The sequence below is a fragment of the Massilia sp. TSP1-1-2 genome, from assembly GCF_049896185.1.
Classification (GTDB): Bacteria; Pseudomonadota; Gammaproteobacteria; order Burkholderiales; family Burkholderiaceae_D; genus Telluria_A.
The window spans coordinates 115,224-140,433 of the sequence record NZ_JAFCTU010000001.1 but is presented as its reverse complement, the minus strand read 5'-3'; the positions used below and the strand labels follow the sequence as shown (position 1 = coordinate 140,433).

The window sequence follows — 25,210 nt, the reverse complement described above, 5'->3', positions numbered from 1 at the left end:
ATGGCCAGCGTTGAACTGAAGGGCGTGGCCAAACATTACGACAAGCAGCGCCCGGTGATTCACGGCGCCGACCTGGCGATCCGGGATGGCGAATTCATCGTCTTTGTCGGGCCGTCCGGCTGCGGCAAGTCGACCTTGCTGCGCATGATCGCGGGCCTGGAAGACATCAGCGCCGGTGAACTGTATATCGGCGCTCGCCTGGCCAACGATATTGCGCCCGCCCGGCGCGGCCTGGCCATGGTGTTTCAGTCGTACGCGCTGTATCCGCACATGACGGTGTTCGAGAACATGGCCTTTGCGCTCAGGCTCGCCGGCATCAAGGGCGAGCAGCTTGAGCAGGCCGTGGGCCGCGCCGCGGCCATCTTGCAGATCACGGATTTGCTCGAACGCAGGCCCAAGGAATTGTCGGGCGGCCAGCGCCAGCGCGTGGCAATCGGGCGCGCGATCGTGCGCCAGCCTGGCGTATTCCTGTTCGACGAGCCGCTCTCGAATTTGGATGCAAGCCTGCGCGTGCAGATGCGGGTGGAGCTCTCGCGCCTGCACCGCGAACTGAAGTCGACCATGATCTACGTCACGCACGACCAGGTTGAAGCGATGACGCTGGGCGAGCGCATCGTGGTGCTGAACGCCGGGGGCATCGAGCAGGTGGGTACGCCGCACGCGCTGTACAACGCGCCGGCGAACCTGTTCGTGGCCGGTTTTCTGGGCGCGCCCAAAATGAATTTCATCGCCGGCCAATTGGCTGGCGCGCTCGATGGCACGGCCACGGTGCGGCTGGCCGGCGGCGCGCTGATCGAAGTCGCGTGCGAGGCCGCGCAGGCGGCCCTTGGCGCGCCCGTCACGCTGGGCATCCGCGCCGAGCACATGGTGCTGCAGGCGGGCGGCGCCAACAGCATCGCGCTTGAAGTGCGCCACGCCGAATACCTGGGCGACCAGACCATCGCCTACGCCAGCCTGGCCGGAGCGCCGGAGCTGCTGGCAATCAGGCAGGCGAGCGACAGCGCGCCGCTCGCGCCTGGCAGCCGCATTTACGCGCACCTGCCGCCGCAGCGCTGCCACCTGTTCGACGCGGCCGGCAAAGCGTTCTTACATCCGCTTACCATTGAAGTTGGAAATCAAGCCACCGTTGTTTAGTTTATGTGACAATACGCCCTTCGCCCCGAACGGCAACGTTTGAGGCACTGACAAATTCCAAATTTCATGTCCACTATTTGGCGGGTCGCCGCGTTATGGCGAAGGCACTACCCGCCCAGATACTATTTGAAGGATCATCCATGTCCCAGTTCCGTTTCGCACGTATCAGCCTGATCCTGGCCGCCCTTGGCCTGAATGCCGCGCCTGCCCTGCTCGCCAGCGCCCACGCGCAAGCCAAACCGGCCGCGGCCGAAGCGGCAAAGGCGGACACCATTCGTCCCGACATGTTCAAGCTGCTCGACCCGGCCAAGGTCAAGGAAATGATGACGGCGAAAAAATTCCCTGAAGTTCAGGCGAACATCGCCGCCGCTGAAGCATTCCCCAACATCACGCCGTACGAAGGCTACGTCATCAACCGCATGAAGCTGGCCCTGGCCGCCAGCAGCGGCAACGATGCGATGGCGATGGCGGCGCTCGAGCCGGTCATCAACTCCGGCCGCCTGGACGCCCAGGAAAAAGCCAACTTCATCGAGGCGCTGGCCAACTACAACTACAACGCCAAGAACTACCCGAAAGCCATCGAATGGCTGAAGGTGTACCAGAAGGAAAGTACGACGCCGGACAAGGTTCGCCCCGCCCTGGCGCGCGCCTATCTGGTCACGAACGACTACGCGAACGCCAAGGCCGAGCTGGAAAAAGTCATCGCCGCGGCCGACAAGGCCGGCACCAAACCCGCCCAGGACGACCTGCGCCTGCTGGCCGGCGCGGCCGGCAAGCTGAAGGACACGGCGCTGTACACGACCACCCTGGAACGCCTGGTGACGCTGTACCCGACGCCGGAATTCTGGACCGACGTGCTGCGCCGCATGACCAACAAGACCACCTTCAATGACCGCCTGCGCCTGGACGGCTACCGCCTGCAGATGACCACGGCCAAGGAGATGGAAAGCGACGAATACCTGGACATGGCCGAGCGCGCCATGATGACGGGCTTTTTCGGTGAAGCCAAGCAAGCGCTGGATGCCGGCTTTGCAGCGGGCAAGCTCGGTACCGGCAAGGATGGACCGAAGCACAAGCAGCAGCTTGACAAGGCCGCCAAGGCCGCTGCCGACGATGCGAAGACGATCGATGCGGGCGAAGCGGGCGCGCTCAAGGCCAAGACCGGCACGCCGCTGGTCAACCTGGGCTATGCGTACGTGACGCTGGGCCAGTTCGACAAGGGTATCGACCTGATCAAGCAGGGTATCGCCAAGGGCAGCCTGAAAAATCCGGAAGACGCCAAACTGCGCCTGGGCGTGGCGTACGCCAAGGCCGGCAAGAAGGATGAAGCGCTGAAAGCCTTCGAGGCCGTCAAGGGCAGCGACGGCACGGCTGAGCTGGCGCGCTACTGGACGATGCATCTGAATGCACCGATGGCGGTGGCGGCGAAGTAATCGACGAGTTGCCCTTGAATGGGCGCTTGGGTCAACAGCGGTCCGCGGCGCAAGCCGGCGGGCCGTTTTTTTATTGTTTTGCCAGCGCCGGCCCGACAGAAATAGCGAAGTTGGCGAACTCGAAAACGAAAACCATATCGTCCTCGCGCACGCGGAGACCCATGGAACGGTTCAACTGAGCAACCGTTCCAAGGGTCCCCGCGCGAGGACGATGTAGGGCGGCTGCATTGTCGACCCTTCCGTTCTATGGTCCCCGTATCCGAGGTCAATGTATCGGGCTCTTACGTTTGTTACAGCCCCTCTGTTAGCCAGCGAACATTGCAATTCGTAAATTTCTCGCATACTTTTCCTACTGCTCGGAAACCGTTTTTTCGACATCATCATTGGGAACCAACATGGAACGCACGCGTGTCTTACTGATCAACGGTTCGCAGCAGGATGAACGCACCGGCCGCATGATCGCTCTGGCGCAGGAACTGCTCGAAGCCGACGGCCTGGAGATCGATATCCTCGACCCCGCCGTCCACCGCAGCGCCGACGTGGTTGAAAAATGGCTGTTCGCGCACGCCGTGATGATCATCGCGCCGGCCGGCGCATCGGTCGTCGCCTTGCACGTCAAGCCGCCCATCGACCGCCTGACAGCGGCCGGCTACACCGCGCACTTCGCCGAGCGCGCCTATGGCGTCGTGGTGCACGGCAAGGACGGCGCCATCGACGGCACGCGCCACCTGCTCACGCTGTGGCTCGATGGCATGGGCATGGTCGACTCGGACAGTTTTGCCGCGCTCGACCGCCACCTTGGCTACCATGAAGCCGACACCTGCGAGCAAGCATTCGACGGCGAAGCGGACTGCCAGGAAGAAGTGCGCAACGTCGCGCGCGCCGTGCGCAACGCCGTCACTGAACTGCGCGCCGGCCGCCTGTCACCGCCGGAACGGCGCGCCCGCGCTGCTTAGCGGCCCACCATCTCTTGCAGGACCAGCTTGTGATCGCGGAAATTGAGCGCGCAGCGGCGCAAAAATTCGCGCATCTGGGCACGCTGTTCGGCGTGCCCGGACGCCTCCTGCGCCGACGCCATGCGCGCCGCCGGAAACACGCCCATGCCGGCCATCAGCGCGTACCACGATCCCACCGGATAGTAGCGTTCCAAGTCCTGGCGCACCAGTTCTGCCGATAAATCCTTGGCCTGCAGCCAGGTGCCAAAAATGCCTTTTAAGGAATCGGACATGCCGTCAAGCTCGCTTGCATTGTCGCGCCAATAGGCCGTGTCAGCGCGCGAACTGGTCTTGAAGTGGGCGACGATATAATCGCGATGGCCGTCGAAAAAGCCATTGACCTCCTGGTTGTACGCGTGGCGCGCCGGTTCGCTGAAGTCGCCCTTGTCGAGAAACAGCGCAAAGATCGCCACCGTCATCTGGGTCAGGTACAGCGCGGTCGCTTCGAGCGGCTCGAGAAAGCCTTGCGACAGTCCCACGGCCACGCAGTTCTTGTTCCAGTGCTGCGCCACGCGGCCGATCTTCATCTTGAGGTGGCGCGCGGGCGTGCTGCCGTCCAGCTGGCCCAGCTTGTGGCGCAGTTCCGTTTCGGCCTGGTCCGCATCGCAGTAGCGCGTGCTGTACACATAGCCGTTGCCGTAGCGATTGGTCAGCGGAATTTGCCAGGCCCAGCCGTACTTCATGGCGGTCGATACCGTCTGCGGTGCGATCGGCCCCTCCAACGGCGTGGGCAGCGCCACGGCGGCGTCATTGAACAGCACGTCGCTGTAGCTGACAAAAGGCGTCTTGAGCGTCTTGTCGATCAGCAGCGCTGAAAACCCGGAGCAATCGATGAACAGGTCGGCCGCTACCGCTTCGCCATCACTGGTGTGCACGGCGGCGATATTGCCATCCGCATCTTGCGTGGCGCGCGTGACGTGGCAAACCCGGTAGCGCACGCCCCGTTCGAGCGCCTTCTTGTGCAGGAACTTGCCCAGCAGCGCAGCATCGAAATGGTAGCCATAGGTGGCGGTAAACGGGAAACTTTCGCCGGCGAGCGGCGCCAGCTTGTTCTCGACCAGCAGGCGCGACAGGAAGTAGTCGTCGGGCCGCGCATCGACATCAACCCCTTGCAGGCGCGCATGCACGTTGCTGATGAAGACAGGCTGGGTCAGCTTGTCGACCATCGTGGAAAACTGGTGGAAGTATTTGCCAAAGCCCGGCTTGGTGGACCAGCCGTCGAAAGTAATGCCGCTCTTGAAGGTGGCATTGCATTGCGGCATCCACTCGCTTTCCGCAATATTCAAGCTGTCGAAAAAGCGCTTGAGCGCGGGCGTGGAGCCCTCCCCCACCCCGATCACGCCGACGGTTGGCGACTCGAGCACGGTGATGGTCACGCCTTTGGCCGCCAGCGTGTCGGCCAGGATCATGGCGCTCATCCAGCCGGCCGAGCCGCCGCCGACGATGACGATATCTTTTAGTTCCGATGCATTTTTCATCTTTTCTCCCCGTAGTCCAGACGCAAGAAAACGGAGCCGAACCGCCGCTCCGTTTTCTTGTGCCTTGAACGACTTAGATCTTGGCGTTCAGCGTCAGGAAGAGCTGGCGGCCATTCTTGTAGAACGAGCCCGGCAGGTTGGCCGCACCGACGTTGTGAATCTCGGAGCGGTGCATCGGATTGTTCAAGTCCTTGCCGTCCAGCGAGATCGACAAGTTGTCGTTGATCTTGTAGGCCAGCGTGGCCGACAAGGTCCCGATTTCAGCCTGGTACTGCGCCGTATTGCGGCTAAAGCCGTTCAGGAAACCCGAGCGGTAGCTGTAGCCCACGCGCGCTGAAAAGCGGCTGCCTTCGAAAAACGCGCCCACGTTGTAGGCGCGCTTGGACGCGCCGATCATCGTGCAGTCCGGCTCGACCGAACGGCCGCACACGGAACCGGCCAGCTTGCCCGTTTCTTCGGCATCGGTCAGCGTATAGTTGACGTTGAAACCGAAGCCGTTGGACAAGTCTTGCACGTAGTTCAGTTCCAGACCGCGAATCTCGGCCTTGGAATTGACCGGCGAACTGGTGTTGTACAAGACGTTCGCTTTTTCCTGCTGGTTGTAATAGATGCCCGAGCTGTTGCCGTACGATACGTAGCCATCGAGGTTGGAGGCAAACGCCGTGGCGCTGAGCACCGAACGCGGTGCGAAGTACCATTCGACGCCCACGTCAACGTTGTTCGACGTGATCGGCGCCAGATTCGGGTTGCCCGTGGTGCCGGTGTGCTGCTGGTCGCGCAGGTCGATGCCGGCCATGGCGCCCAGCTCCGGACGCGCCATCGTGCGGCTGATGCCGCCGCGCAGGACTGTGTCCTTGTTCAGGTCGTAACGCAGGTTGGCGCTTGGCAGCGTGTCGTTGTAGGTATTGTTGTAGATGCGCGGCTCAAAGGACTTCGACGGCCCCATCTCGTATTTGAGCACGTTTTCCTTGGTTTGCGCAAAGCGCACGCCGACGTTACCCGACAAACCGTTGTCGTTGCCGAAGTCCGCCATCACGTAAGCCGATTTGGTCGGTTCCTTGATCTGGAATTCGGCCTGGCTGCGGTGGATGGTGAAATCGGTGTATTTGTCGACCCAGCCGAAGACCGCGTCTTTTGAAAAAGTCCAGTAATTCGATCCCACGCCCGACACGTCGCTCAAGTGGTCAGGGAAATGCGTCAAGCCCGACAGCGGCAGGTTGGCCGGATTCTTCAGGCCCGGCAGGTCCGTCAGATCGATCACGGACAAACTGCGTTCGTGGCGCGCCGTGCGCACGCCGGTCTTGAGCGTCTTGAAGAAACCGGCCGCCAGCGTGTACTCAAGATCGAGCTGCGCATACGATTCCTTGTCGTTCGACGTCACGTGCGAACCGAAGGTGCCGGGTATGCCGTCGTAGCCGCCGCCGATCGAATGCGTGGCGCTGCCGGCGGTAACGTAGTCGACCGGCTGGTCGGCGCCGTTGGTTTTGTAGCTGATGGCGCCGAAAGGAATCGGGTTGCTCAGCGCGCCGCTTTCGGTGTTGCCCAGGCCCTTGGTCAGGCCCAGCTTGCCGCTCACGGTAAAGGCGTCGCTCAGGCGATACTTGCCGTCAAGGTTAAGAAACCGGGACGAGCTCTCGGCGATCGGACGGCCAAAGATTTCCTGGATCGAACCGGACATGCCCGCGCATGGCACGCAGTTGGCCGGCACGGTTGCCGCAAGTTGCGTAATGATGCCGTTGCTCACGGCGCCGCTGACGTTGGCGGCCGGGAAGGTTGGCGCAGTCCAGGAGTTGCCCAGGAAGCGGCCTGACGCTTGCATGAAGTTGTGGTTGATGTTCGGTGCGTCGAGCTTGGAGCTGAAGGCGGTGACGTCGAAGGTCAAGTCTTTCGATGGCTTGAACTGGAAGTCGACCATGGCGCCCTTGCGGGTGCGCTCCTGCTCGAACCAGGCGGTGCCGCCCAGGTAGTTCATGTAGGCGCCGGCGGCACCGGGAATCGCATTGGCGACCGGCGAGCCTGGCTCGACCTTGTCGTACCAGATCGAATTTTCCTGGGCCACGCGGCTCAGGTGGCGCTTCTGGTGAAACGCTTGCAGCAGCACGCCAAAGGTACTGGCCTCATTGCGCCACGCCACCATGCCGCTCAGTTGCGGGTCGGTGGTGCCGGCGTAGTCGGAGTGCATCGCGCCCACGCTCGCTTGCGCGGCGAAGGCTTTCTTGCGCAACAGGTCGAGCGGCTTGCGGGTCTGGATGTCGACCAGGCCCATGGCGCCGCCATCGACCAGGTTGGCCTGCGAACCCTTGTAGACGGTCACTTTGCCGATCAGTTCGGAAGGGAACAACGTGAAGCTGACACTGCGTCCGCCACCGATGATGTTGTCGGCAAACCAGTCGCCGCTGGAGACGGAGTGGCCGTTGAGGGTGGTCAGCGTCAGCGCCGACGGCGTGCCGCGCAGGGCCACGCGGTCGTTTTCGCCAAAGCTGCCTTCCGAGCCGCCGGCGGCGGCAACGCTCACGCCTGGCAAGCGCTGCAAGGAGTCAGCCACGTTCTTGTCGGCCATCTTGCCCACGTCTTCGGCGGTGATGACGTCGACCTTGGTCTCGGCGTTGCGGGCCTGGTTGATCGACTGCTCCATTGATGCGCGGATACCGGTCACTACGACGACGTTGGTGTCCGCCTGCGCGACCTGCTGGGCTTGAGCCTGCAAGGACACGCCCAATACCAGCATGGCCACGGCGGACGCTGCCGGCGTCAGACGGTTGACACCTGGTGTGCGGACCTGCTTGCTGGCTGCTGCCTGATTCTGCTTCATATGTTTCCCCTGGATTGTGGCCTCGCTCCGAAGCCTGTTCATTATTCGGCACGTCTTTTTTGTGCTACCGGTACAACCACCTCTAAAACCAATCTAACGCCAATATACTCCTGTGCAATACCAGAGTACTACCAATTTCGATACAAATTTTGTATGCCAAATGGTCAAGGGCATCGAAGTTTCATAGGAGAACCAAAGTGGTCTGCTTGGTATGGGACCATTTGGAACCGATCCCACGGGCGTCGTGCAGCTTCCGGTCTTTTTTTGGTATTATCTGAACCGGCTATCCTGGCCGAAAGAAAAGTGTGGCAAGAACGCACCACTTTTCACCAGCGAAAGGCGTATTGGTATGACCTCACTTGTCCACATCATGCAAAGCCTGGCGCAGTCGAGCTCTTTGCCGCTCTACCAGCAATTGCAGCGCGCCCTGCGCGAAGCGATCGACAAGCGCGTTTTTGGCCCGGATGAAGCGCTGCCGGCCGAACGCCAGCTGGCAGCTGACCTGTCGGTATCGCGCATTACCGTGCGCAAGGCGATCGACGGCCTGGTCGGCGAAGGCTTGCTGGTCAAACGGCCCGGTTCGGGCAACTTCATCAATACCAAGGTTGAAAAGAATTTCGCCAAACTGACTTCGTTCTCCGAAGACATGCTGGCGCGCGGGCGCACCCCGCGCAGCGTGTGGCTGGCGCGCTCGGAAGGCACGGTCACGCCCGAGGAAGCGATGCGGCTGGGCCTCTCGCCTGGGGCGCCGGTGTACCGCTTTCACCGGATCCGCTATGCGGACGAAATTCCCATGTGCCTGGAGTACGCCACCATCGTCAAGAGCAGTTTGCCGGCGCTGGAAACGGTGGGCGTGTCGATGTATCAGGCGCTGGAGGAAGCGGGCAACCGGCCGGTGCGCGCCTTGCAGCGCTTGTCCGCCATTTTACTCAACGCCGAGCAGGCCAAGCTACTGCAGGCAAAGGAAGGCGACGCGGGACTTTCCGTCGAGCGGCTCGGTTTTTTGCGCGACGGCACGGCGGTGGAGTTTTGCCGGTCGTATTTCAGGGGCGACATGTATGACTTCGTGGCCGAGCTGAGCATCTGACAGATCGTCAGCGGCCGGCATCGCCGGCGCGCCTGAGCATGGGTTGCGTCGGCTACATCCACCATTCGTCGACCTGCTCCACGCGGCGCGCGCTTCGGCCGGCCTGCGGGTCGATAGCGTCGAGCACGGCAACGACGCGCGCCAAGCCCCCATTGACGAGTGCGGCGCGTCCCCCTTTTGCCAGCTTGCGCAGCGCCTTGATGGCACGCGAGCCCGCTTCCACGTTAGCCGTGGCGAGCTTGGGAAATTCGCTGCACAGCGCCTCCACTGACTGCTGCGCCAGCGCCTCTTCGCCGAGCTCCATTCCGGCGAGCATCAGCAAGGTGAATTGCGCGTGGTCGTTGCGGCTGCGCATGCTGCGCGCTCGCTCCCAGTACACGTCGCGCGCCAGCCGCGCTATATGCTGATTCGGAGCGGCAAGGTTGGTGCTGGTGACGAGGAAAGTTTCATCGCGCGCGCCGGTGGCGTCGAGCCCCGTCGGCTCTTGCAGCGTGCCCAGGAACTGCGTCAATTGCCCGAGCGCCAGCGCACGCGCCGCCGAAGCCGGCGCAGCGTGCAACAGTACGAAGCACATGCTCTCGGCCGTCAGCAGCGCATCGTCCAGCCGGCCCGCATTGGCGGCTAGCGCGTCCAGCACCGGCTCCCACCAGGCGCAACCGGGCTGCCCGTAAGCGAGCAGGACGCGGTAGTGGTCGTCGGCGCGCCGGGGCGGCCCGCTGCGCTGCCTGTCCTCAAGCGCCACCAGCGCTACGGCAAGGTCGGCCAGCGCGCCATCGGCCACGCCATCCGAGACCGCCGCGTGAGGATAAAGGCAATACCATCGCAAGGCGGCAGCGTAGATGGATTTGGAAAACTCCGGCAGCGTCCAGTCATGCTGACGCGCCAGCGCCAGCAATTCACCCCTGCGCCCGCTGCACCCAAAGTCGCGCGCGCTGTAATCGATGGCGATGGCGCCTGGATTGGCGAGCAAGCGATCAGTCCTTGCCAATGCGTCGTCGATCGCCGCTGAATCAGCGTTGCGGCGTTGCCCCTGTTTGCGCCCGGGCATGAAGGAAAGCCGAAGCAGATAGAGGCCTAGCGCGCCCAGGACGGCGCCGGCCGTCGAGACGGCGATGGTCGACATCCAGAAATAGCGTGGCGTGCCAGCGCGGGTGGCCGGGATGCCGCTGTGCCCGAACCGCCAGGCGTGGCCGGCCAGGAAATGGCCGAGGGAGAAGCTGAGCAATGCCAAGCCGGCTGTGGTGCAGGTAACGGCAGCGAGGACGACAATCAGGCGCGGTTGCGTGTCAAGACGCCGATGCATGCGCCACCCCTGGCTGGCCAGCAGCAGTGCAAAGGCGACCATGGCGATGCACGTCAAGCCTTCCGCGACCATGGGCAAAAGCTTAGATTGCGGTCAACCCGCCATCGACGGCCAACTGGTGCCCGGTGACGAACGAGCTTTTGTCGGAGCACAGCCACAGCGCCGCATTGGCAATCTCGGCGGCTTCGCCGAACCTGCCGATCGGGTGCACGTTGCGCAGCTTTTTCTCGCGCTGGGGCTCGCGTTCAAGGGCGCGCGCCATCATCGCGGTATTGATCACGCCCGGGCACACGCTGTTGATGCGAATGCCGCTGCGCGCGTATTCGGCCGCCGCAGTTTTGGTCATGCCGACGACGGCGTGCTTGCTCGCTGCGTAGATCGGTTGCGTCGGCGCGCCCACCAAGCCGGCAACCGAGGCCGTATTGACGATCGCGCCGCCGCCCTCCTGCTTGAGCATCTGGCGAATCTCGTACTTCATGCATAGCCAGGCGCCCTTGACGTTGACGTTGATGATGCGGTCAAACAAGGCTTCATCGGCGTCGGCCAGCGGCAAGTGCTCTTCTTCAATGCCAGCGTTATTAAATGCACAATCTAACCGTCCGTAATACGCAACAGTTTTATCGATCAAGGCTTCGACTTCCGTCGCGCGCGTCACATTGCAATGCACAAACAGGGCCTTGCCGCCGCCTTCGACGATCATTGCCGCCGTCGCATGGCCGCCGTCAACCGAGGTATCGGCCACCACTACGCAGGCGCCCGCGCGGCCGAAGGCAACTGCCGCAGCCCGGCCAATGCCCCCTGCAGCTCCGGTGACCAGCACCACTTTGCCCTCGAAGGAGGTATCTTTTTGCTTATCTTTGGACACGATCTTGCGCCTTTGCGGTTGCAGGACGGAAGTTTTTGCTGCCCTGTAGCAACATCTTAGCGTAAGTATGCGTATCTCACCAGCAAGATATTCTTATTGCCGGGCGCGTTTTTCGTGTGCCTGCTGGTGCGAACTAATGCGCGAAAGCTCGCCCATCTCCTCGGCCAGGAATTCGAGCAGGTCGTCGACGCTGACGATGCCCGTCAGGCCGCCCGCGCTATTGACGACCGGCACCCGGCGAATGCCCCGAAAGCGCATGCGCTCGATGGTTTCGTAGACGTCATCGTCTTCGGCGGTGGTTAACAGGTCGTCGCTCATGATGTCGCCCACCAGCAAACTACCCGGGTCGAGCCCCAGCGCGATGACGGAGACCACGATGTCGCGGTCGGTGATGATGCCCACTGGTATGCGCTGGCCGTCGGGGTCCTCGATGACGACCAGATCGCCCACGTGATATTTACGCATCAGCAAGGCTGCGCCCTGCACCGTTTCGTCGCGCTTGCAGTAAATGGTCTGGACTGTGCAAATTTCGCCAACTCGCATGCTCGTTCTCCCCGGCGGTGGCCCGCCCATGGTTGCGCGCGCGCAGATCGGCGCCCGTGGGTTCTACGCTAGCGGGATGAGTTGCTGCGGCTTTGACTTCGGTCAAAGCGATTCTTGCGCTCTTTAGAGTTTCGGATCGCCCGGAAGCGGCAGGAAACACGCTTCGACGATCTGCAGATCGTTATCGGTGGCGAAGTTGCGCACGAAGTGGTACGCCAGCGGCTCGATGTTCTTGATTTTGTTGTTGACCACGACCGCCTTCACGCCGTTGAGCATGGTTGGACGCACGTAGGGAGAGTACGACAAGTGCGCGTTGGGGCCGCCCGTACCTTCCGGACGAAAGCACGACATGACGCCGCACAAGCGTTCGGCCCAGTCGCTGGGACGAAACTGCTTGCCATCACTGGTGAGGCCAAGAATAAAAAACTCGTCTTCGATTTTTATCTTGTTTTCAGGTAACTCGGCCATAGGGCGGCGTATCAGGGCAAGAAGCTGGCGAAACACCAGGCGTCGCGCGCCTGGCAATGTGGTACATAAGTATTATATCTTATAGAAGAGTGCTCATGCACCCCGGGTCCGATCTAGTGGCCCAGCAAGACGGCGCCGGACAACAACAAAAGCAGCAACATCCACAGCAGCAAGGCGCGCCAGACCAGCCCCACCGTGCTTTGCAAGGCGCGCGGGCTGGGCTCTTCGCCCGGCATGATGTCCACTTCGCTGTCGCTCAGGTCGACGATGGCCGCGTCCGGCGGCAGCACCTTGGAGGCATTTTCGTTCGGCGTGCCCAGCCGCACGCCCATCGCGCCGCCGCCGGCGGCCAGGATGATGCCGCGCGCTTCATCATGCCAGCGGTGCGCAAAATTGCGCCACGCGTAAATGGCGTCCTCGAAGTTGCCCACCACGGCAAAGGCGATCGCGGTCAGGCGTACCGGCAGCCAGTCGATGCAGTAAAAAGCCCTGGCGGCGAACTGGCCAAAAGCTTCGTTGCGCATGTGGTCAGGCTCGTTCCAGGCCCGCGCCAGGTATTCCGAGACGCGGTACATCACGGCGCCGGCCGGCCCGAGCGGCATCAGGAACCAGAAAAAGACGCCGAACACGTTGCGGTGGGTTGTGATCAGGGATTTTTCCACGGCGATGCGGGCAATTTCCGACGTCTCCATGCCGACCGTGTCAAGCCGGGTCCATTCCGCGAGCAAGGTGCGCGCGGCGGCGTCGTTGCCGGCCGTGAGGGCCAGCTGGATGGAGGTGAAATAGTGGCTGTAATGGCGAAAACCGAGCGTCAGGTAGACGATCAGCACATTCCAGGCAAAGGCGACGAAGATCCAGCCCAGGCTCAGGAAAGTCCAGTAAATGGCGGCGGTCGGGATCATCAGGCCGGCCATCAGCAGCAGCCAGCCCATGCGGCCATTGCTCGCGTCGCCCGCATTGAACCAGCTTTCCATGCGCATGGCAAAAGCTTTGATCTCGGCATAAATCAGATTATCTGCGCGCAGGGGCTTGAGCTGCTCGATCAGCAGCGCGCAAAGAATGGAGAGAAATGTCATTGGACGTCCTTTTGAAATAATGCAATACCGCTTCGCCCGCTACGATAGCCTAGTGCAGGGGCAGAATCAAACTTATTGCTAATTAAGTGACGAAGGCGGCGACCTGCGAACTTACTCAGCGCGCTGCCCAGGGGCTGCTGTTGGTTTCCAGTTAGCGAAGAAAGACGTCATTGCAAAATCAACCATTTTTAAGATGTAAAATTTTGCAACATCGGTTATGCTTTCCTAAAATTACCATTCGGCAATTTACTTTTAGGGATTACTTCCATGGCGTTCTGTCCTTCCTGCGGTTCCGAAGTTAACGATAACGCGGTTGTCTGCGTCAAGTGCGGCGTCGCCGTCAACAATAACCGCAATCCGGCCGGCCAGATTGGCCCCGTGTCGGACAAGGAATGGCTGCCGGCGCTGCTGCTGGCATTTTTCGTCGGCATGTTCGGCGTGCACCGCTTTTATACGGGCCACATCGGCATCGGCATCGTGCAGCTGCTGACCTTTGGCGGTTGCGGCATCTGGGCGCTGATCGACTTCATCATGATTATTACCGGATCGTTCACGGATGTTAACGGCCTCCCGCTCAAGAAAACCTGATCGCGCCGACATCGCCATTGCCCTGGCGCTTGCTGGCCTGGGCGCGGTCGCCCTTGTGGCGCCGCAGATCGTGCTGCAGCTGGCGCCGCCCTGCCTGGTGACCTTGCTGCTGCACCAGAGCTGCTGGGGCTGCGGCATCACCCGCGCCGCGCTGGCCTTGCTCCAAGGCGATGTTGCGGGGGCCTGGGCATTGAACCGGGCCTCGCTGCTGGTGCTGCCGATGCTGCTGTGGCTCTATGGGCGCCATGTGCGCATGATCTGGCGCGGCTTCAAGCGCGCAGGAAATGAAACAGGTTGCGCAACATCCCCGCCGTCGCTCCCCAGATGAAAAAACGCTCGTACGGCATGGCATAAAACGTCCTGCGCCCCGCCCCTTCGGGCAGTTCGAACGAGAGGCGCTGGTGATTGGCGCCATTCATCAGGAACGCCAGCGGCACCTCGAAAATTTCGGCCACCTCGTTCTCGTCCGGCGTCATCTCGAACGGCGGCGCGACTAGGCCCACCACCGGCGTCACCTTGTAGCCGGTGCCGGTCACATACTCGGGCAAGGTGCCGATCACTTCAATGTGACGCCGGTGCAGGCCGATTTCTTCCTCGGTTTCGCGCAGCGCCGTGTCAATCGCATCCACATCGACCAGCTCGGCGCGCCCGCCCGGAAAGCTGATCTGGCCCGCGTGGTCGGTCAGGTGCGCCGTACGCTGGGTCAAGAGCAAGCTGAGCCCTTCGGGGCGCAACACCAGTGGGATCAGCACCGAGGCCGGCGTCATGCGCGGATGGCGCGCTTGCGCATCGTCGACGATTTCGCTCTGCCAGGCAGCAACCGGGCTGGCGAAGCGGGCGCGCAGCCAGCCAGCTTCCAGGCGCGCGGCGTCCAGCGCGCCTTCGCCGCCCAGGCCGTCGACCGGCAGCAGGGCTGGATCAAAAGGTAGTGTAGCCAAGAAAAATGTCCTATAAACAAAAAAAGGCATCCGGGAAGGGATGCCTTTCAGTATCGCAGACCTAAAATTACTTAGGAGCAGCGGTAGAAGCGCGACGGTTAGGCAGTTTCTCTTTGATACGTGCCGATTTACCCGAACGCTCACGCAGGTAGTAGAGCTTGGCGCGGCGAACATCACCACGACGCTTGACTTCGATCGAAGCGATCAGCGGGGAGTACAGCTGAAAGGTACGCTCAACGCCTTCGCCGGACGAGATCTTGCGAACGATGAAGTTCGAGTTCAGGCCACGGTTACGACGGGAGATCACGACGCCTTCGTATGCCTGGGCGCGCTTGCGGGTGCCTTCGACGACGTTGACGTTGACGATAACGGTATCGCCTGGTGCGAAATCAGGAATAGTCTTGCCCAAACGAGCAATTTCTTCTGCTTCAAGTGTTTGAATCAGGTTCATTTTTTATAACTCCGATAACCATCATGCTGGTGCCTCGCCGGAACTGGCATTCAATGTCTTTCGACATCTCAGTTCCCGATAACTTGTGCCCAGTAGAGGATGGGGTTTAAGCCGCGGACAACATGTTCGCGGATTGGTGTTGCAACAGGTTTACAAACCTGCCAAAAACTTTTCATCGGCCTTGCTCAGCTGTCCGGCGCTGCGCGCGCGAACCAGCAAATCAGGCCGCTTTTTAGCGGTGGCTTCGAGCATGCGCTCGCGCCGCCACTTCACAATCTCTGCGTGGTTGCCACCCATCAGCACCGGCGGCACGCCCACACCTTCATACGTATCGGGCCGCGTGTAATGCGGCGAATCGAGCAAACCATTGACGAAACTGTCTTCGACCGCCGAAGCGTCGTCGTTCAGTACGCCCGGCAATTGCCGCACCACCGCATCCATCAAGGCCATCGCCGCCAACTCGCCGCCGGACAGAACAAAGTCGCCCAGGCTGATTTCTTCATCCACGCAACGGTCCAGCAAACGCTGGTCGACCGCTTCGTAGCGGCCGCACAAGATGACCAGGCCCGGCTCATCTTTCAACTGCATGACCCGTTCGTGCGTGAGTGGCCTGCCCTGCGGGGACATGAACACCACCCGCGGAATGGGCAACTCCAGCATGACCTGGCGCTGCTTGGCGGCGCCGATCGCGGCCTCCAAAGGCTTGGCCAGCATCACCATTCCGGGTCCGCCGCCATACGGGCGGTCGTCGACGGTGCGATGATTGTCGGTCGTGAAATCACGTGGATTCCAGCACGACAGGCCCCAGCGCTTTTGCTCAAAGGCGCGCCGGGTCACACCCGACTGCGTCAATGCGGAAAACATTTCGGGAAACAAGCTCACGACATCAAACTGCACGCTGACCTCGCCTCTTGGAACCGGCCCTAATAATCCAGGCCCCAGTCCACGGTAATTTTTTTACTTGCCTGGTCAACAGTGATGACGAACCGGTCGACAAACGGAATCAGGCGCTCAGGCGCCTTCTCGCTCGCCGCATCAGGCACTGGCGTGATCCGCAGAATAGACTGCGCGCCGTTGTGCATCATGTCGGAGACCTGCCCCAGGGCTTCACCCTGCAGATTCAATACGTCGAGCCCGATCAGATCGGACCAGTAAAATTCATCGGCCGGCAATTGCGGGAACTGGCTGCGCGGGATGAACACGGCGGCGCCCTTGAGCGCCTCGGAAGCATCCCGCCCTAGCGTACCCACCAACTGGGCCACGACGTCGCCGCCGTGTATTTTTGCAGTGCGCACGGTGACGCTCTGCAGGCTGGGCTTATCCAGCCACCAGGTTTTTACGGACAGCAGCGCATCCGCGTCGGACGAAAACGGGGTAACCCGAATCGAACCGGTGACGCCAAAGGCGCCGGATACATACCCGACTTGCGTCAGGTCGTCGGGGGCTTGCACCCCGGATGCTGCGGAAACGCTCAAACCGGAACCGAACTTAAGCTGCTGCTTTTGGCTGGCTGTTGACCAGACGGGCAACGGTTGGCGACATTTGTGCGCCAACGCCTTGCCAGTAGGCCAGACGGTCTGCGGTGATACGCAGACTGACTTCAGCGCCGGCCGCCATCGGGTTGTAAAAACCGATGCGCTCGATGAAACGACCGTCGCGGCGATTGCGCGAGTCCGTTGCAACGATGTTGAAGAACGGGCGCTTCTTGGCGCCTCCACGAGCTAAACGAATAACGACCATAGTAATTCCAAAAAAGTTGTGCTGGGCGGAAAAAGCCGACAATTATAGCGCGCTATGCCGCGCAGCAGCAAGCGTTAATGACAACAGGGCGCGCAATCGGGAAGAATCGAGCATTATCGCCGATTTCGGCCATTACCGCCAACTGCATCGTCGGGAAAAGGAGTGCTTTGGCCATGAATTTAGTCGATACTGCCATCTTTCCCGCTTTTGATACCCATAATACATGTCCACGACTCACAAAAACAAAACCTTCGCCTGCCTGCTGGCCGTCCTGTTGGGCGGCATCGGAGCGCACCGCTTTTACCTGCGCGGCAGCGTGGACAAGCTCGGCCTGATCCACCTGACCGCGTTGCCAATCGCCGGCCTGGTGTATGGCCTGGCGCCGCAGGCGGACTGGTTTTTCAAGCTGCTGCCGCTGCTGGTGTCGTATGTGGTGGGGTTTATTGAAGCGTTGGTTATCGGCGTAACGGCCGACGAGAAATGGGATGCTGCGTTTAACGTTGGCTCTGGCAAGCAGTCGGATTCCAAATGGTACCTGGCACTGCTGCTGGTCGCCACCCTGCTGCTGGGCACCACCGTATTAATTGCGACGATGTCGCGCCTGGTTGACCTGCTTTACACGGGCGGCGCGTACGGCTAAACATTGCGCGGTGTACCGCCCCGCGAAAGTGCCGCATTACCGTAGGGCGCAAAAGCGCGAAGCGCGCATTGCGCCCTTCGCGCTTTTGCGCCCTACCGATACTGCTGCAATATCACAAGGGTAATGCTGGGCCGGATCTGGCGACCCGGCCCAGCATCACTGCTTAATGCGCGTGGCGACGCTCTGCCACGTCAAACCGGGCCTGGCTGCGCTTCTCGGACATGCTGAAGAAGCTGGCCGGCTGCGGCGCACCGTTCACCGGGCCGCTCAAGGCCAGGTTCGCCTCCCAGCTCCGGTTGGCCGGCATCTGGATGGTCGCTGGCAGCGTATCGACAACGGCAGGGTCGATCCACGGCGCTACCTTGATGATGACCAGCTTGATGCGCGGCTTGATGGACGGCAGCGCGATACGGCCACGCTGACCCCAGGCGACGATCAACTGGTCGCTCGTCATGCCATCCTTGAACAGGTTGCTGTAAGCGATGTCGTACTGGATGCCATGACGGTACGACATCATGAACTCCTCGAACAGCATCGCCAGGTCCTCGCGCGAGTTGGCATTGTCATTAATCGAGTACGCGTACTCGTCGGAGGCGACATCGCTGCTGAAGAAGTTGCCCACTTCGGCTGCCGTGTACGCCTTTTGCACAGCGGTCGGCGTCACGCCCAGGAACATGACCTGCCCCAGCCCCTTCATTTGCGACGACAGCAGCGGGTATGCCGTTGCCAGGTCATCCGACGGCAGCGACTTGGCGGCAGCGCGCGGCTCGACGTTGCCGTAGATCGACAGCGTCGTGTTCAGGTTGCGCGACGAGGGCGCGAAGTAGTCGCCGGCGTGGGCCAGCTCGTGGTACAGCAGGCGGCCCAGGCCAAGGATCAGGTCGCTCTCGGGACGCGTGACGCGTTCGCCGGCCGGATAGCTGCGGCGCGCGTAGTCATTGTTCTTGACCAAACGCCCCAGGCTGGTGAAGTTGAGCTGGTCATCATAGGCCAGACGGTAATCCGGCACTTCCGTGACCACGTCGCGCTGCTCGGGCGTGAGCCACAGGTAGTTGGCGTCCAGGTAGATGGCGCCGGTCGCAGGCTGGTAAAAACTCGGGCGTACGTGCGAACCGATGACAATCGTGCTGGTCGCGGCCAGCATGCGGCGGAAGTCCCCCTTCGCGTCTTGCGAATTGAGGAATTTCTCGAAGTTAGCGCCCAGGAAGTCGTGCGAGACGATTACGCGCGCCATCACCTGGGCCACGCTCGGCACCCCTCCCGATCCGGCGTCGGACTGCAGCAGCGGCAAGGTGCCGGCCTTGCACAGGGTCGTGCCCGTGTCGAGGGAATACAGGCCCACGTCGTAGCTGCAGCGCGCCAGCACATTGGCGTACGCGCCCCCCACCACATACGGATGCACGCGCGCGGTGTTCTTGAAGATGTAGCCGTTCGGCGTCGCCGCCTGGCGATCAATACTGACGATGACGTCGTCGCTGTCGACCTTGCCGCTGGTGGTCGTCATCGTCGCGCGAAATACGAGCGTGCTGTCGACTGACGCAGTGGCCGGTGTGGTGAAGATCATCACGTCCTGGTCGTCGGTATTCATCTTCACCGGGGTGCCGGACACCTGGCTCCAGACGATCTTCGACACCGCCTCGCCACTGGCGAGCGTGGGCCAGGCGCGCACCGAGGTGTCGGTACCCACGCGCAGCGAATGGTCGGCGCGCACAGTCACAAAGCTGCCGCTTACCGGGGCGGCGACGGTGATGTCGGTGGTTGCCGACGACGTGCGCCCATCGCTCAGGGTGGCGTCAGCGCGCAGGCGGATCACGCCCGCAGTGCTGGTTTCAATCGCTACCGTCGGGCTGCGCGCCGCTTGCAGCGTTACGCTCGGACCGCTGACCTGGGCCCAGGCGATCGAGGTGATGTACGGCGTACATGCCGACAGGGCTGCGGCGCCGGCAGTTTTTCCGGAGGCGACGGTGGCGTCTGCGGAGATCGTGATCTCGCATACTGGCGCCGGTGTTGGTGCAGGCACTGGGGCCGGGGCCGGGATCGGCGCGGGACCTGGCGCCGGCGAACCATTGACGGGGGCCCCGCCGCCGCCGCCACCGCCACATGCGGCCAGGAGGACGGCCAGGGTCAGCGCTGCAGGCTGACGCACGACTTGAATAAATTGTTTCATAAAGTTTCCCGATAGATGAGTGTGGCTACAGGCGAACTCTGCCATAACGAATCTTAGGCAGGCGCACAGCTAGCACGATAGAAAAGCCAAGAAGTGTTTCACTGCTTACATGTGGATTACAATATCTCAACTTTAACCCCTACACGATTGACCAGGAGAAAAATAATGACAAAACGTCCATATTTGGCAGCGCTGTTGCTTACCAGCGTCATGGGCGCGGCACACGCCGGCCCACAGCAACAACAGTACGCCGCCGACTCGCGCGAAGCGGCCAGCCGCTATGCCGAAGACCGCGCCATCTGCGCCGACGAGCGCAACCAGGGCCAGCGCATGAAGTGCCTGCGCACGGCCAAACACGAAAACACTGTCGCGCTGGCACAAGCCAAGAGCCGCATGTCGGGCAACCAGCAACGCAGCAACACGGCGTCGTCATGCATCGACTGCGGCCGCGTGACTGCCGTCAATGTCAGCGAAAAACGCGGCGAAAGCAATGCGTTGGGGGTAGTGGCGGGCGGCGCGGCGGGCGCCTTGCTGGGACACCAGGTTGGCGGCGGCCGCGGCAAGGACCTGGCCACGATCGCCGGGGCCGTCGGCGGCGCCTATGCAGGCAAGAAGCTGCAGGAAAGCCACAACGCCACCAAGGTCTGGACCGTGGAAGTGCAATACGATAACGGCCAGCGCGGCAGCTTCAGCTACGACGCCGATCCTGGCGTGCAAAGCGGCGACCGCGTGCAAAAGGCCGGGCAGGCCATCAAGCGGATCTGATCCGCACTGCAAGCGCGTCTGAGCGCGCGCTGCAAGCGTGTCTGCTCGCGCACTGCAAGCGTGTCTGCTCGCGCACTGCAAGCGTGTCTGCTCGCGCACTGCAAGCGCGTCTGATCGCGCACTGGGAGCGCGACTGATCGCGCACTGTTCAACGTAGGGCGCAAAAGCGCGAAGCGCGCATTGCGCCATGCATGCGTCAACCAGGCGCAGGCATGGCGGAATGCGCGCTTCGCGCTTTCCCGCCCTACAGTTCGGGTACTACCGCTCAGCGCCAGCTAGCCTTCAATCGGCGCATTCGCCATCCAGTTCGGGTACTACCGCTCAGCGCCAGCTAGCCTTCAATCGGCGCATTCGCCATCCAGTTCGGGTACTACTTCTCAGCGTCAGCAAGCCTTCAGGCGCATGCGCGCAACGCGCATGCGCCATTCAGTTCGGTTGACCTTAGAACTGGTCTTCGCTCAGCGCCAGCACACCTGCGCTGCCTTCGACGATCGCAATGCGCAGTCCCGGCGCCTGCGTCAAGAGATGGTCGGCGAAAAAGCGCGCGGTGGCGATTTTTGCCTTGTAGAACGACGCATCACCCTCGCCGGCATCAAGCTTTTGCTGCGCGATCAGCGCCGAACGCGCCATCACCCATCCGCCCAGCACGATACCGGCCAGCTTCAGGTACAGCACGCTGCCGGCAAACACGCCCTTGATGTCGGATTTCATGTTGGCGGCAACATAGTCGACCACTTCTTCGAGCGCGGTGCTGCCCTGCGCCAGGGCGCGGTGCATAGCCTTGAAATCGGCGCCTTCATGCGCTGCCAGTTCCGCTTCGGTGGCGCGCACGCGCCCGATGATGTCCTTGGCGACAGCGCCGCCGTCGCGCACCGTCTTGCGGCCCACCAGGTCGTTGGCCTGGATGGCGGTGGTGCCTTCGTAGATCGTCAGGATCTTCGCATCGCGGTAGTGCTGCGCAGCCCCCGTCTCTTCGATGAAGCCCATCCCGCCGTGCACCTGCACGCCGTCGCGCGTGACGTCTTGCGACATCTCGGTCGCCCAGCCCTTGATGATGGGGACCAGGTACTCGTACACGGCCAGGTTGGCCTTGCGCGTGTCGGCGTCAGGGTGATGATGGGCCACGTCGCTGATGCCCGCGCCCACATACGCCAGCGCGCGCGCCGCCTCCACTTGCGAGCGCATCGACATCAGCATGCGCCGCACGTCCGGATGGTGGATGATAGCCACCGGACCGGCGGAACCGGCCAGGTCGCGCGACTGCACGCGGTCCTTGGCAAATGCGGCAGCCTGCTGGTAGGCGCGGTCGGCCAGGCCGATGCCCTGCATGCCCACGCCAAAGCGGGCCGCGTTCATCATGATGAACATGTATTCGAGGCCGTGGTTTTCTTCGCCGACCAGCGTGCCGACCGCGCCGCCATGGTCGCCGAACTGCAGCACCGCAGTCGGGCTGGCCTTGATGCCCAGCTTGTGTTCGATCGAGACGCAGTGGGCGTCGTTGCGTGCGCCCAGCGTGCCGTCGGCATTGACCAGGAACTTGGGCACGATGAACAGCGAAATCCCCTTCACGCCCGCAGGCGCGTCCGGCGTGCGCGCCAGGACCAGGTGCACGATGTTCTCGGCCATGTCATGCTCGCCGTAGGTAATGAAAATCTTGGTGCCGAAGACCTTGAAGGTGCCGTCGCCCTGCGGCACGGCGCGGGTGCGCACGGCGGCCAGGTCGGAGCCCGCCTGCGGCTCGGTCAGGTTCATGGTGCCGGTCCATTTGCCCGAGATCAGCGGCTCGAGGTAGGTCGCTTTCTGGGCGTCGGAACCGGCCGTGAGCAGCGCTTCGATCGCGCCGTCCGACAGCAGCGCGACCAGCGCGAACGAGATCGAGGACGCGTTGAGCATCTCGATGCAAGGTGTGGCAACCAGCTTGGGCAAGCCCTGGCCGCCAAATTCGGTCGGGTGCTGCACGCCCTGCCAGCCGGCTTCGGCAAAGCCCTTGAAGGCTTGCTTGAAGCCCTTGGCGGTCGTGACCTGGCCGTCGTGCCAGAAGCTCGGGTCCTTGTCGCTTGGCCAGTTCAGGGGCGCGACTTCATTGGCGCAAAATTTCGCGTTCTCTTCGAGGACTGCTTCCACCGTGTCGGCGGTGGCGTCTTCACAGCCTGGCAGCGCGTTGATGGTGGACAGTCCGGCCAGTTCGTTCATCACGAACAGCATGTCTTTCAGCGGGGCTTTGTAGCTCACGTAAATCTCCTAGTTTTTGCGAAAAAAAACGCATTGCACCACAGGTCTCGTCGACTCATGGTGGAATGCGCCTTCGATTTTTTTCCACCCTACGGATAGAGTGTGCGAGCGTTTAACCTAATTGCTTGACCAGGTCCGGTACGACCTCAAACAGGTCGCCCACGATGCCGTAGTCGGCTACCGAGAAAATCGGTGCTTCCGGATCCTTGTTGATCGCAACGATCGTCTTCGAGTCCTTCATGCCGGCCAAGTGCTGGATCGCGCCGGAGATGCCGACCGCGATGTACAGCGCAGGCGCGACGATCTTGCCAGTCTGCCCAACTTGCCAGTCGTTCGGCACAAAGCCTGCGTCAACGGCTGCGCGCGAGGCGCCCATGGCAGCGCCGAGCTTGTCGGCCAGCGGCTCGAGGATCTTGAAGTTGTCGCCCGAACCCATGCCGCGGCCACCGGAAACGATGACTTTGGCAGCCGTCAGTTCCGGACGGTCCGACTTGGCCAGTTCGCGGCCGACAAAGGTCGACTTGCCCGAGTCGGCAACCGCGCCCAGGGCTTCGGTCGCAGCCGAGCCGCCGGTGGCGGCAGCCGAATCGAAACCGGTGGTGCGCACGGTGATGACCTTGATCTTGTCGGACGATTGCACGGTGGCGATCGCGTTGCCGGCGTAAATAGGACGCTCGAAGGTGTCGGGCGCATCGACCTTGGTGATTTCCGAAATCTGGGCCACGTCCAGCTTGGCGGCTACGCGCGGCAGGATGTTTTTGCCGTAGGCGGTAGCGGGAGCGAGGATGTGCGAGTACGCAGCGGCAATTGCCAATACCTGCTCGGCGACGTTTTCGGCCAGGCCGTCGGCGTGGTGCGGCGCGTCAGCGACCAGCACCTTGGTGACGCCGGCGATCTGCGCTGCTTCAGCTGCGACCGCGCCGCAATTGCTGCCCGCGATCAGGATATGGACTTCGCCGCCGCACTGAACTGCTGCGGTAACGGTGTGGTGGGTGCTTCCCTTCAGGGATGCGTTGTCGTGTTCTGCGATGACTAGTGCGACCATGATGTGTCCGTATCTTAGTAAATGAGTTAGATAACTTTGGCTTCGGTGCGCAGCTTGGCAACCAGGGTCGCGGCGTCCGCAACCTTGATGCCGGCCGAACGCTTCGCAGGCTCGACGACCTTCAGGGTCTTCAGGCGCGCGGTCACGTCAACGCCGAGTTCTTCAGGCTTGACAACGTCGAGCGGCTTTTTCTTGGCCTTCATGATGTTCGGCAGCGTCACGTAGCGCGGCTCGTTCAGGCGCAGGTCGGTGGTGACGATCGCGGGCAGCGTGAGCGCGAGCGTCTCGAGGCCGCCGTCGACTTCGCGGGTGACCGTGACCTTGCCGTCTTCGAGCACGACTTTCGAGGCGAACGTCGCCTGTGGCCAGCCGAGCAAGGCCGCCAGCATCTGGCCGGTCTGGTTGGAGTCGTCGTCAATGGCTTGCTTGCCCAGGATGATCAGCTGCGGCTGCTCCTTGTCGGCCAGCGCTTTCAGCAGCTTGGCAACCGCGAGCGGCTCGAGGTCGGCGCTCGTTTCAACCAGGATGCCGCGGTCGGCGCCGATGGCCATGCCGGTGCGCAGGGTTTCCTGGCACTGGGCCACGCCGCACGAAACGGCGATCACTTCGGTCACCTTGCCGGCTTCTTTCAGGCGCATCGCCTCTTCGAGCGCGATTTCGTCGAAAGGATTCATCGACATTTTAACGTTGGCGATATCGACGCCGCTGCCATCGGACTTGACGCGTACTTTGACGTTGTAATCGACGACGCGTTTGACGGGAACCAGGACTTTCATAGGTATGCCTTTGGGAAGTGGAATGAGGTGACGTTACTTAGTGTGGCCTAGATTATAATAGGAAAATCGTTTCAGCACTAAATTAAAGCACGATCGTGCGATTTTTAGGTAGAGGAAATGCCCTAATTTCAAGGTCGCTGCGGGAAGGTGGAACGGTCGGCGAAGCTGCTGTTGCGTGGCTTCGCCGCTCTACATTATTTACGGCGCATCAAAAACGTGAATTCGCGGCCGTTTTGGGTGTGCGACAACAGGGCATTGCCGGTTTGCTTGGCGAATGCTTGGAAGTCACGCACGGAGCCGGAATCGGTGGCAACGATCTTGAGAACTTCGCCCGTTTCCATTTCGGCCAGTGCCTTTTTCGCCTTCAAGATCGGCAACGGGCAGTTCAAACCGCGCGCATCGAGTTCTTTCTGGTATTCCATGATTTCGCTGTCGAAAGTGGTGTCGCTCATCGATTGCTCTGTAGGGTTGGTTGTTGGACTCACAGACCTCAATATACTCCAAATTAAAAATTTTGACGCACCGCACCAAAATTTAAGTTTTTTGTTGCATGGTCACAACGACAATGGACATGTCGCAATGATCATGCTGTATAGGAGCGCAGGAATGTGGCAGCGCCGGGGATGCTGCGTGTGCACATCAGTGCGTAGGTCGGAAAAGCGCGAGCGCATTCC

Annotated in this window: 25 protein-coding genes; 8 read left to right on the top strand and 17 right to left on the bottom strand. The window is 61.7% G+C overall.

What is annotated here, in order from left to right:
• From ACP7BV_RS00650 to ACP7BV_RS00640, 3 genes are all read left to right on the top strand, one after another.
• A complete protein-coding gene (locus ACP7BV_RS00650) occupies window positions 1-1,134 on the top strand; it encodes an ABC transporter ATP-binding protein (RefSeq protein ID WP_426100452.1) in 1,134 nt (377 codons plus the stop codon).
• A 140-nt stretch (window positions 1,135-1,274) separates the two neighbouring features.
• Window positions 1,275-2,567, top strand: coding sequence for a tetratricopeptide repeat protein (locus tag ACP7BV_RS00645; protein ID WP_426100450.1), 1,293 nt, complete (start codon window positions 1,275-1,277; stop codon window positions 2,565-2,567).
• A gap of 395 nt (window positions 2,568-2,962) precedes the next feature.
• A complete protein-coding gene (locus ACP7BV_RS00640; protein ID WP_426100448.1) occupies window positions 2,963-3,523 on the top strand; it encodes a hypothetical protein in 561 nt (186 codons plus the stop codon).
• Here the strand turns inward: ACP7BV_RS00640 and ACP7BV_RS00635 are convergent.
• Window positions 3,520-5,040 carry a tryptophan halogenase family protein gene (locus tag ACP7BV_RS00635; RefSeq protein WP_426100446.1) on the bottom strand — a complete coding sequence of 507 codons (1,521 nt, stop codon included), beginning with the start codon at window positions 5,038-5,040 and terminating at the stop codon, window positions 3,520-3,522. The genes ACP7BV_RS00640 and ACP7BV_RS00635 overlap by 4 nt on opposite strands.
• Before the next feature lie 73 nt (window positions 5,041-5,113).
• On the bottom strand, window positions 5,114-7,852 hold the full coding sequence (locus tag ACP7BV_RS00630) for a TonB-dependent receptor (protein WP_426100444.1): 2,739 nt from the start codon (window positions 7,850-7,852) through the stop codon (window positions 5,114-5,116).
• A gap of 349 nt (window positions 7,853-8,201) precedes the next feature.
• Between ACP7BV_RS00630 and ACP7BV_RS00625 the strand changes: the two genes are divergently transcribed.
• Window positions 8,202-8,939: a GntR family transcriptional regulator gene (locus ACP7BV_RS00625; protein ID WP_426100442.1), complete on the top strand. Its 738-nt coding sequence runs from the start codon at window positions 8,202-8,204 to the stop codon at window positions 8,937-8,939.
• Window positions 8,940-8,991: 52 nt separating this feature from the next.
• On the opposite strand, the gene ACP7BV_RS00620 is transcribed toward ACP7BV_RS00625, so the two are convergent.
• The 5 genes from ACP7BV_RS00620 to ACP7BV_RS00600 form a co-directional block, all read right to left on the bottom strand.
• Window positions 8,992-10,314, bottom strand: coding sequence for a hypothetical protein (locus tag ACP7BV_RS00620; RefSeq protein WP_426100440.1), 1,323 nt, complete (start codon window positions 10,312-10,314; stop codon window positions 8,992-8,994).
• A 10-nt stretch (window positions 10,315-10,324) separates the two neighbouring features.
• Window positions 10,325-11,107: an SDR family oxidoreductase gene (locus tag ACP7BV_RS00615; protein ID WP_426100438.1), complete on the bottom strand. Its 783-nt coding sequence runs from the start codon at window positions 11,105-11,107 to the stop codon at window positions 10,325-10,327.
• 93 nt (window positions 11,108-11,200) lie between these two features.
• Window positions 11,201-11,650, bottom strand: a complete 450-nt coding sequence (locus tag ACP7BV_RS00610) for a CBS domain-containing protein (protein WP_426100436.1) — start codon at window positions 11,648-11,650, stop codon at window positions 11,201-11,203.
• 123 nt (window positions 11,651-11,773) lie between these two features.
• A complete protein-coding gene (locus ACP7BV_RS00605) occupies window positions 11,774-12,118 on the bottom strand; it encodes a DUF3579 domain-containing protein (RefSeq protein ID WP_426100959.1) in 345 nt (114 codons plus the stop codon).
• Between the two features lie 113 nt (window positions 12,119-12,231).
• On the bottom strand, window positions 12,232-13,194 hold the full coding sequence (locus ACP7BV_RS00600) for a CobD/CbiB family protein (RefSeq protein WP_426100434.1): 963 nt from the start codon (window positions 13,192-13,194) through the stop codon (window positions 12,232-12,234).
• Window positions 13,195-13,461: 267 nt separating this feature from the next.
• Between ACP7BV_RS00600 and ACP7BV_RS00595 the strand changes: the two genes are divergently transcribed.
• Complete coding sequence (locus ACP7BV_RS00595) at window positions 13,462-13,782, top strand: NINE protein (RefSeq protein ID WP_426100432.1); 321 nt, start codon at window positions 13,462-13,464, stop codon at window positions 13,780-13,782.
• Window positions 13,751-14,110 carry a DUF2752 domain-containing protein gene (locus ACP7BV_RS00590; RefSeq protein WP_426100430.1) on the top strand — a complete coding sequence of 120 codons (360 nt, stop codon included), beginning with the start codon at window positions 13,751-13,753 and terminating at the stop codon, window positions 14,108-14,110. Before ACP7BV_RS00595 ends, ACP7BV_RS00590 begins: the two co-directional genes overlap by 32 nt.
• Here the strand turns inward: ACP7BV_RS00590 and ACP7BV_RS00585 are convergent.
• From ACP7BV_RS00585 to rpsP, 5 genes are all read right to left on the bottom strand, one after another.
• Window positions 14,052-14,750, bottom strand: a complete 699-nt coding sequence (locus ACP7BV_RS00585; RefSeq protein WP_426100428.1) for a CoA pyrophosphatase — start codon at window positions 14,748-14,750, stop codon at window positions 14,052-14,054. The genes ACP7BV_RS00590 and ACP7BV_RS00585 overlap by 59 nt on opposite strands.
• A 37-nt stretch (window positions 14,751-14,787) precedes the next feature.
• Window positions 14,788-15,171, bottom strand: coding sequence for a 50S ribosomal protein L19 (gene rplS, locus ACP7BV_RS00580; RefSeq protein WP_426100426.1), 384 nt, complete (start codon window positions 15,169-15,171; stop codon window positions 14,788-14,790).
• Between the two features lie 150 nt (window positions 15,172-15,321).
• Window positions 15,322-16,068, bottom strand: coding sequence for a tRNA (guanosine(37)-N1)-methyltransferase TrmD (gene trmD, locus ACP7BV_RS00575; protein ID WP_426100424.1), 747 nt, complete (start codon window positions 16,066-16,068; stop codon window positions 15,322-15,324).
• Between the two features lie 26 nt (window positions 16,069-16,094).
• A complete protein-coding gene (rimM, locus tag ACP7BV_RS00570; RefSeq protein WP_426100422.1) occupies window positions 16,095-16,622 on the bottom strand; it encodes a ribosome maturation factor RimM in 528 nt (175 codons plus the stop codon).
• Window positions 16,623-16,659: 37 nt separating this feature from the next.
• Window positions 16,660-16,911 carry a 30S ribosomal protein S16 gene (rpsP, locus tag ACP7BV_RS00565; RefSeq protein ID WP_426100420.1) on the bottom strand — a complete coding sequence of 84 codons (252 nt, stop codon included), beginning with the start codon at window positions 16,909-16,911 and terminating at the stop codon, window positions 16,660-16,662.
• Between the two features lie 223 nt (window positions 16,912-17,134).
• Here rpsP and ACP7BV_RS00560 point away from each other — a divergent pair, with 223 nt between their 5' ends.
• A complete protein-coding gene (locus ACP7BV_RS00560; protein WP_426100418.1) occupies window positions 17,135-17,551 on the top strand; it encodes an NINE protein in 417 nt (138 codons plus the stop codon).
• Window positions 17,552-17,714: 163 nt separating this feature from the next.
• On the opposite strand, the gene ACP7BV_RS00555 is transcribed toward ACP7BV_RS00560, so the two are convergent.
• Complete coding sequence (locus tag ACP7BV_RS00555; RefSeq protein ID WP_426100416.1) at window positions 17,715-19,718, bottom strand: hypothetical protein; 2,004 nt, start codon at window positions 19,716-19,718, stop codon at window positions 17,715-17,717.
• A gap of 165 nt (window positions 19,719-19,883) precedes the next feature.
• Between ACP7BV_RS00555 and ACP7BV_RS00550 the strand changes: the two genes are divergently transcribed.
• A complete protein-coding gene (locus tag ACP7BV_RS00550) occupies window positions 19,884-20,483 on the top strand; it encodes a glycine zipper 2TM domain-containing protein (protein ID WP_426100414.1) in 600 nt (199 codons plus the stop codon).
• 441 nt (window positions 20,484-20,924) lie between these two features.
• Here the strand turns inward: ACP7BV_RS00550 and ACP7BV_RS00545 are convergent, their stop codons facing one another.
• The 4 genes from ACP7BV_RS00545 to ACP7BV_RS00530 all read right to left on the bottom strand — a co-directional run bounded on the left by ACP7BV_RS00545 (window position 20,925) and on the right by ACP7BV_RS00530 (window position 24,958).
• A complete protein-coding gene (locus ACP7BV_RS00545; protein WP_426100412.1) occupies window positions 20,925-22,715 on the bottom strand; it encodes an acyl-CoA dehydrogenase in 1,791 nt (596 codons plus the stop codon).
• A gap of 112 nt (window positions 22,716-22,827) precedes the next feature.
• Complete coding sequence (locus ACP7BV_RS00540; RefSeq protein WP_426100410.1) at window positions 22,828-23,760, bottom strand: electron transfer flavoprotein subunit alpha/FixB family protein; 933 nt, start codon at window positions 23,758-23,760, stop codon at window positions 22,828-22,830.
• A 26-nt stretch (window positions 23,761-23,786) separates the two neighbouring features.
• Window positions 23,787-24,536 carry an electron transfer flavoprotein subunit beta/FixA family protein gene (locus ACP7BV_RS00535; protein ID WP_426100408.1) on the bottom strand — a complete coding sequence of 250 codons (750 nt, stop codon included), beginning with the start codon at window positions 24,534-24,536 and terminating at the stop codon, window positions 23,787-23,789.
• 194 nt (window positions 24,537-24,730) lie between these two features.
• Window positions 24,731-24,958: a sulfurtransferase TusA family protein gene (locus ACP7BV_RS00530; protein ID WP_426100957.1), complete on the bottom strand. Its 228-nt coding sequence runs from the start codon at window positions 24,956-24,958 to the stop codon at window positions 24,731-24,733.
• Between the last annotated feature and the right edge of the window lie 252 nt (window positions 24,959-25,210).

Coding starts and splice junctions, on each gene's coding strand:
- ACP7BV_RS00650 (WP_426100452.1), top strand. CDS start 1: ATGGCCAGCGTTGAACTGAAGGGCGTGGCCAAACATTACGACAAGCAG.
- ACP7BV_RS00645 (WP_426100450.1), top strand. CDS start 1,275: ATGTCCCAGTTCCGTTTCGCACGTATCAGCCTGATCCTGGCCGCCCTT.
- ACP7BV_RS00640 (WP_426100448.1), top strand. CDS start 2,963: ATGGAACGCACGCGTGTCTTACTGATCAACGGTTCGCAGCAGGATGAA.
- ACP7BV_RS00635 (WP_426100446.1), bottom strand. CDS start 5,040: ATGAAAAATGCATCGGAACTAAAAGATATCGTCATCGTCGGCGGCGGC.
- ACP7BV_RS00630 (WP_426100444.1), bottom strand. CDS start 7,852: ATGAAGCAGAATCAGGCAGCAGCCAGCAAGCAGGTCCGCACACCAGGT.
- ACP7BV_RS00625 (WP_426100442.1), top strand. CDS start 8,202: ATGACCTCACTTGTCCACATCATGCAAAGCCTGGCGCAGTCGAGCTCT.
- ACP7BV_RS00620 (WP_426100440.1), bottom strand. CDS start 10,314: ATGGTCGCGGAAGGCTTGACGTGCATCGCCATGGTCGCCTTTGCACTG.
- ACP7BV_RS00610 (WP_426100436.1), bottom strand. CDS start 11,650: ATGCGAGTTGGCGAAATTTGCACAGTCCAGACCATTTACTGCAAGCGC.
- ACP7BV_RS00605 (WP_426100959.1), bottom strand. CDS start 12,118: ATGGCCGAGTTACCTGAAAACAAGATAAAAATCGAAGACGAGTTTTTT.
- ACP7BV_RS00600 (WP_426100434.1), bottom strand. CDS start 13,194: ATGACATTTCTCTCCATTCTTTGCGCGCTGCTGATCGAGCAGCTCAAG.
- ACP7BV_RS00595 (WP_426100432.1), top strand. CDS start 13,462: ATGGCGTTCTGTCCTTCCTGCGGTTCCGAAGTTAACGATAACGCGGTT.
- ACP7BV_RS00590 (WP_426100430.1), top strand. CDS start 13,751: ATGTTAACGGCCTCCCGCTCAAGAAAACCTGATCGCGCCGACATCGCC.
- ACP7BV_RS00585 (WP_426100428.1), bottom strand. CDS start 14,750: ATGCCTTTTTTTGTTTATAGGACATTTTTCTTGGCTACACTACCTTTT.
- rplS (WP_426100426.1), bottom strand. CDS start 15,171: ATGAACCTGATTCAAACACTTGAAGCAGAAGAAATTGCTCGTTTGGGC.
- rpsP (WP_426100420.1), bottom strand. CDS start 16,911: ATGGTCGTTATTCGTTTAGCTCGTGGAGGCGCCAAGAAGCGCCCGTTC.
- ACP7BV_RS00560 (WP_426100418.1), top strand. CDS start 17,135: ATGTCCACGACTCACAAAAACAAAACCTTCGCCTGCCTGCTGGCCGTC.
- ACP7BV_RS00555 (WP_426100416.1), bottom strand. CDS start 19,718: ATGAAACAATTTATTCAAGTCGTGCGTCAGCCTGCAGCGCTGACCCTG.
- ACP7BV_RS00550 (WP_426100414.1), top strand. CDS start 19,884: ATGACAAAACGTCCATATTTGGCAGCGCTGTTGCTTACCAGCGTCATG.
- ACP7BV_RS00540 (WP_426100410.1), bottom strand. CDS start 23,760: ATGGTCGCACTAGTCATCGCAGAACACGACAACGCATCCCTGAAGGGA.
- ACP7BV_RS00535 (WP_426100408.1), bottom strand. CDS start 24,536: ATGAAAGTCCTGGTTCCCGTCAAACGCGTCGTCGATTACAACGTCAAA.
- ACP7BV_RS00530 (WP_426100957.1), bottom strand. CDS start 24,958: ATGGAATACCAGAAAGAACTCGATGCGCGCGGTTTGAACTGCCCGTTG.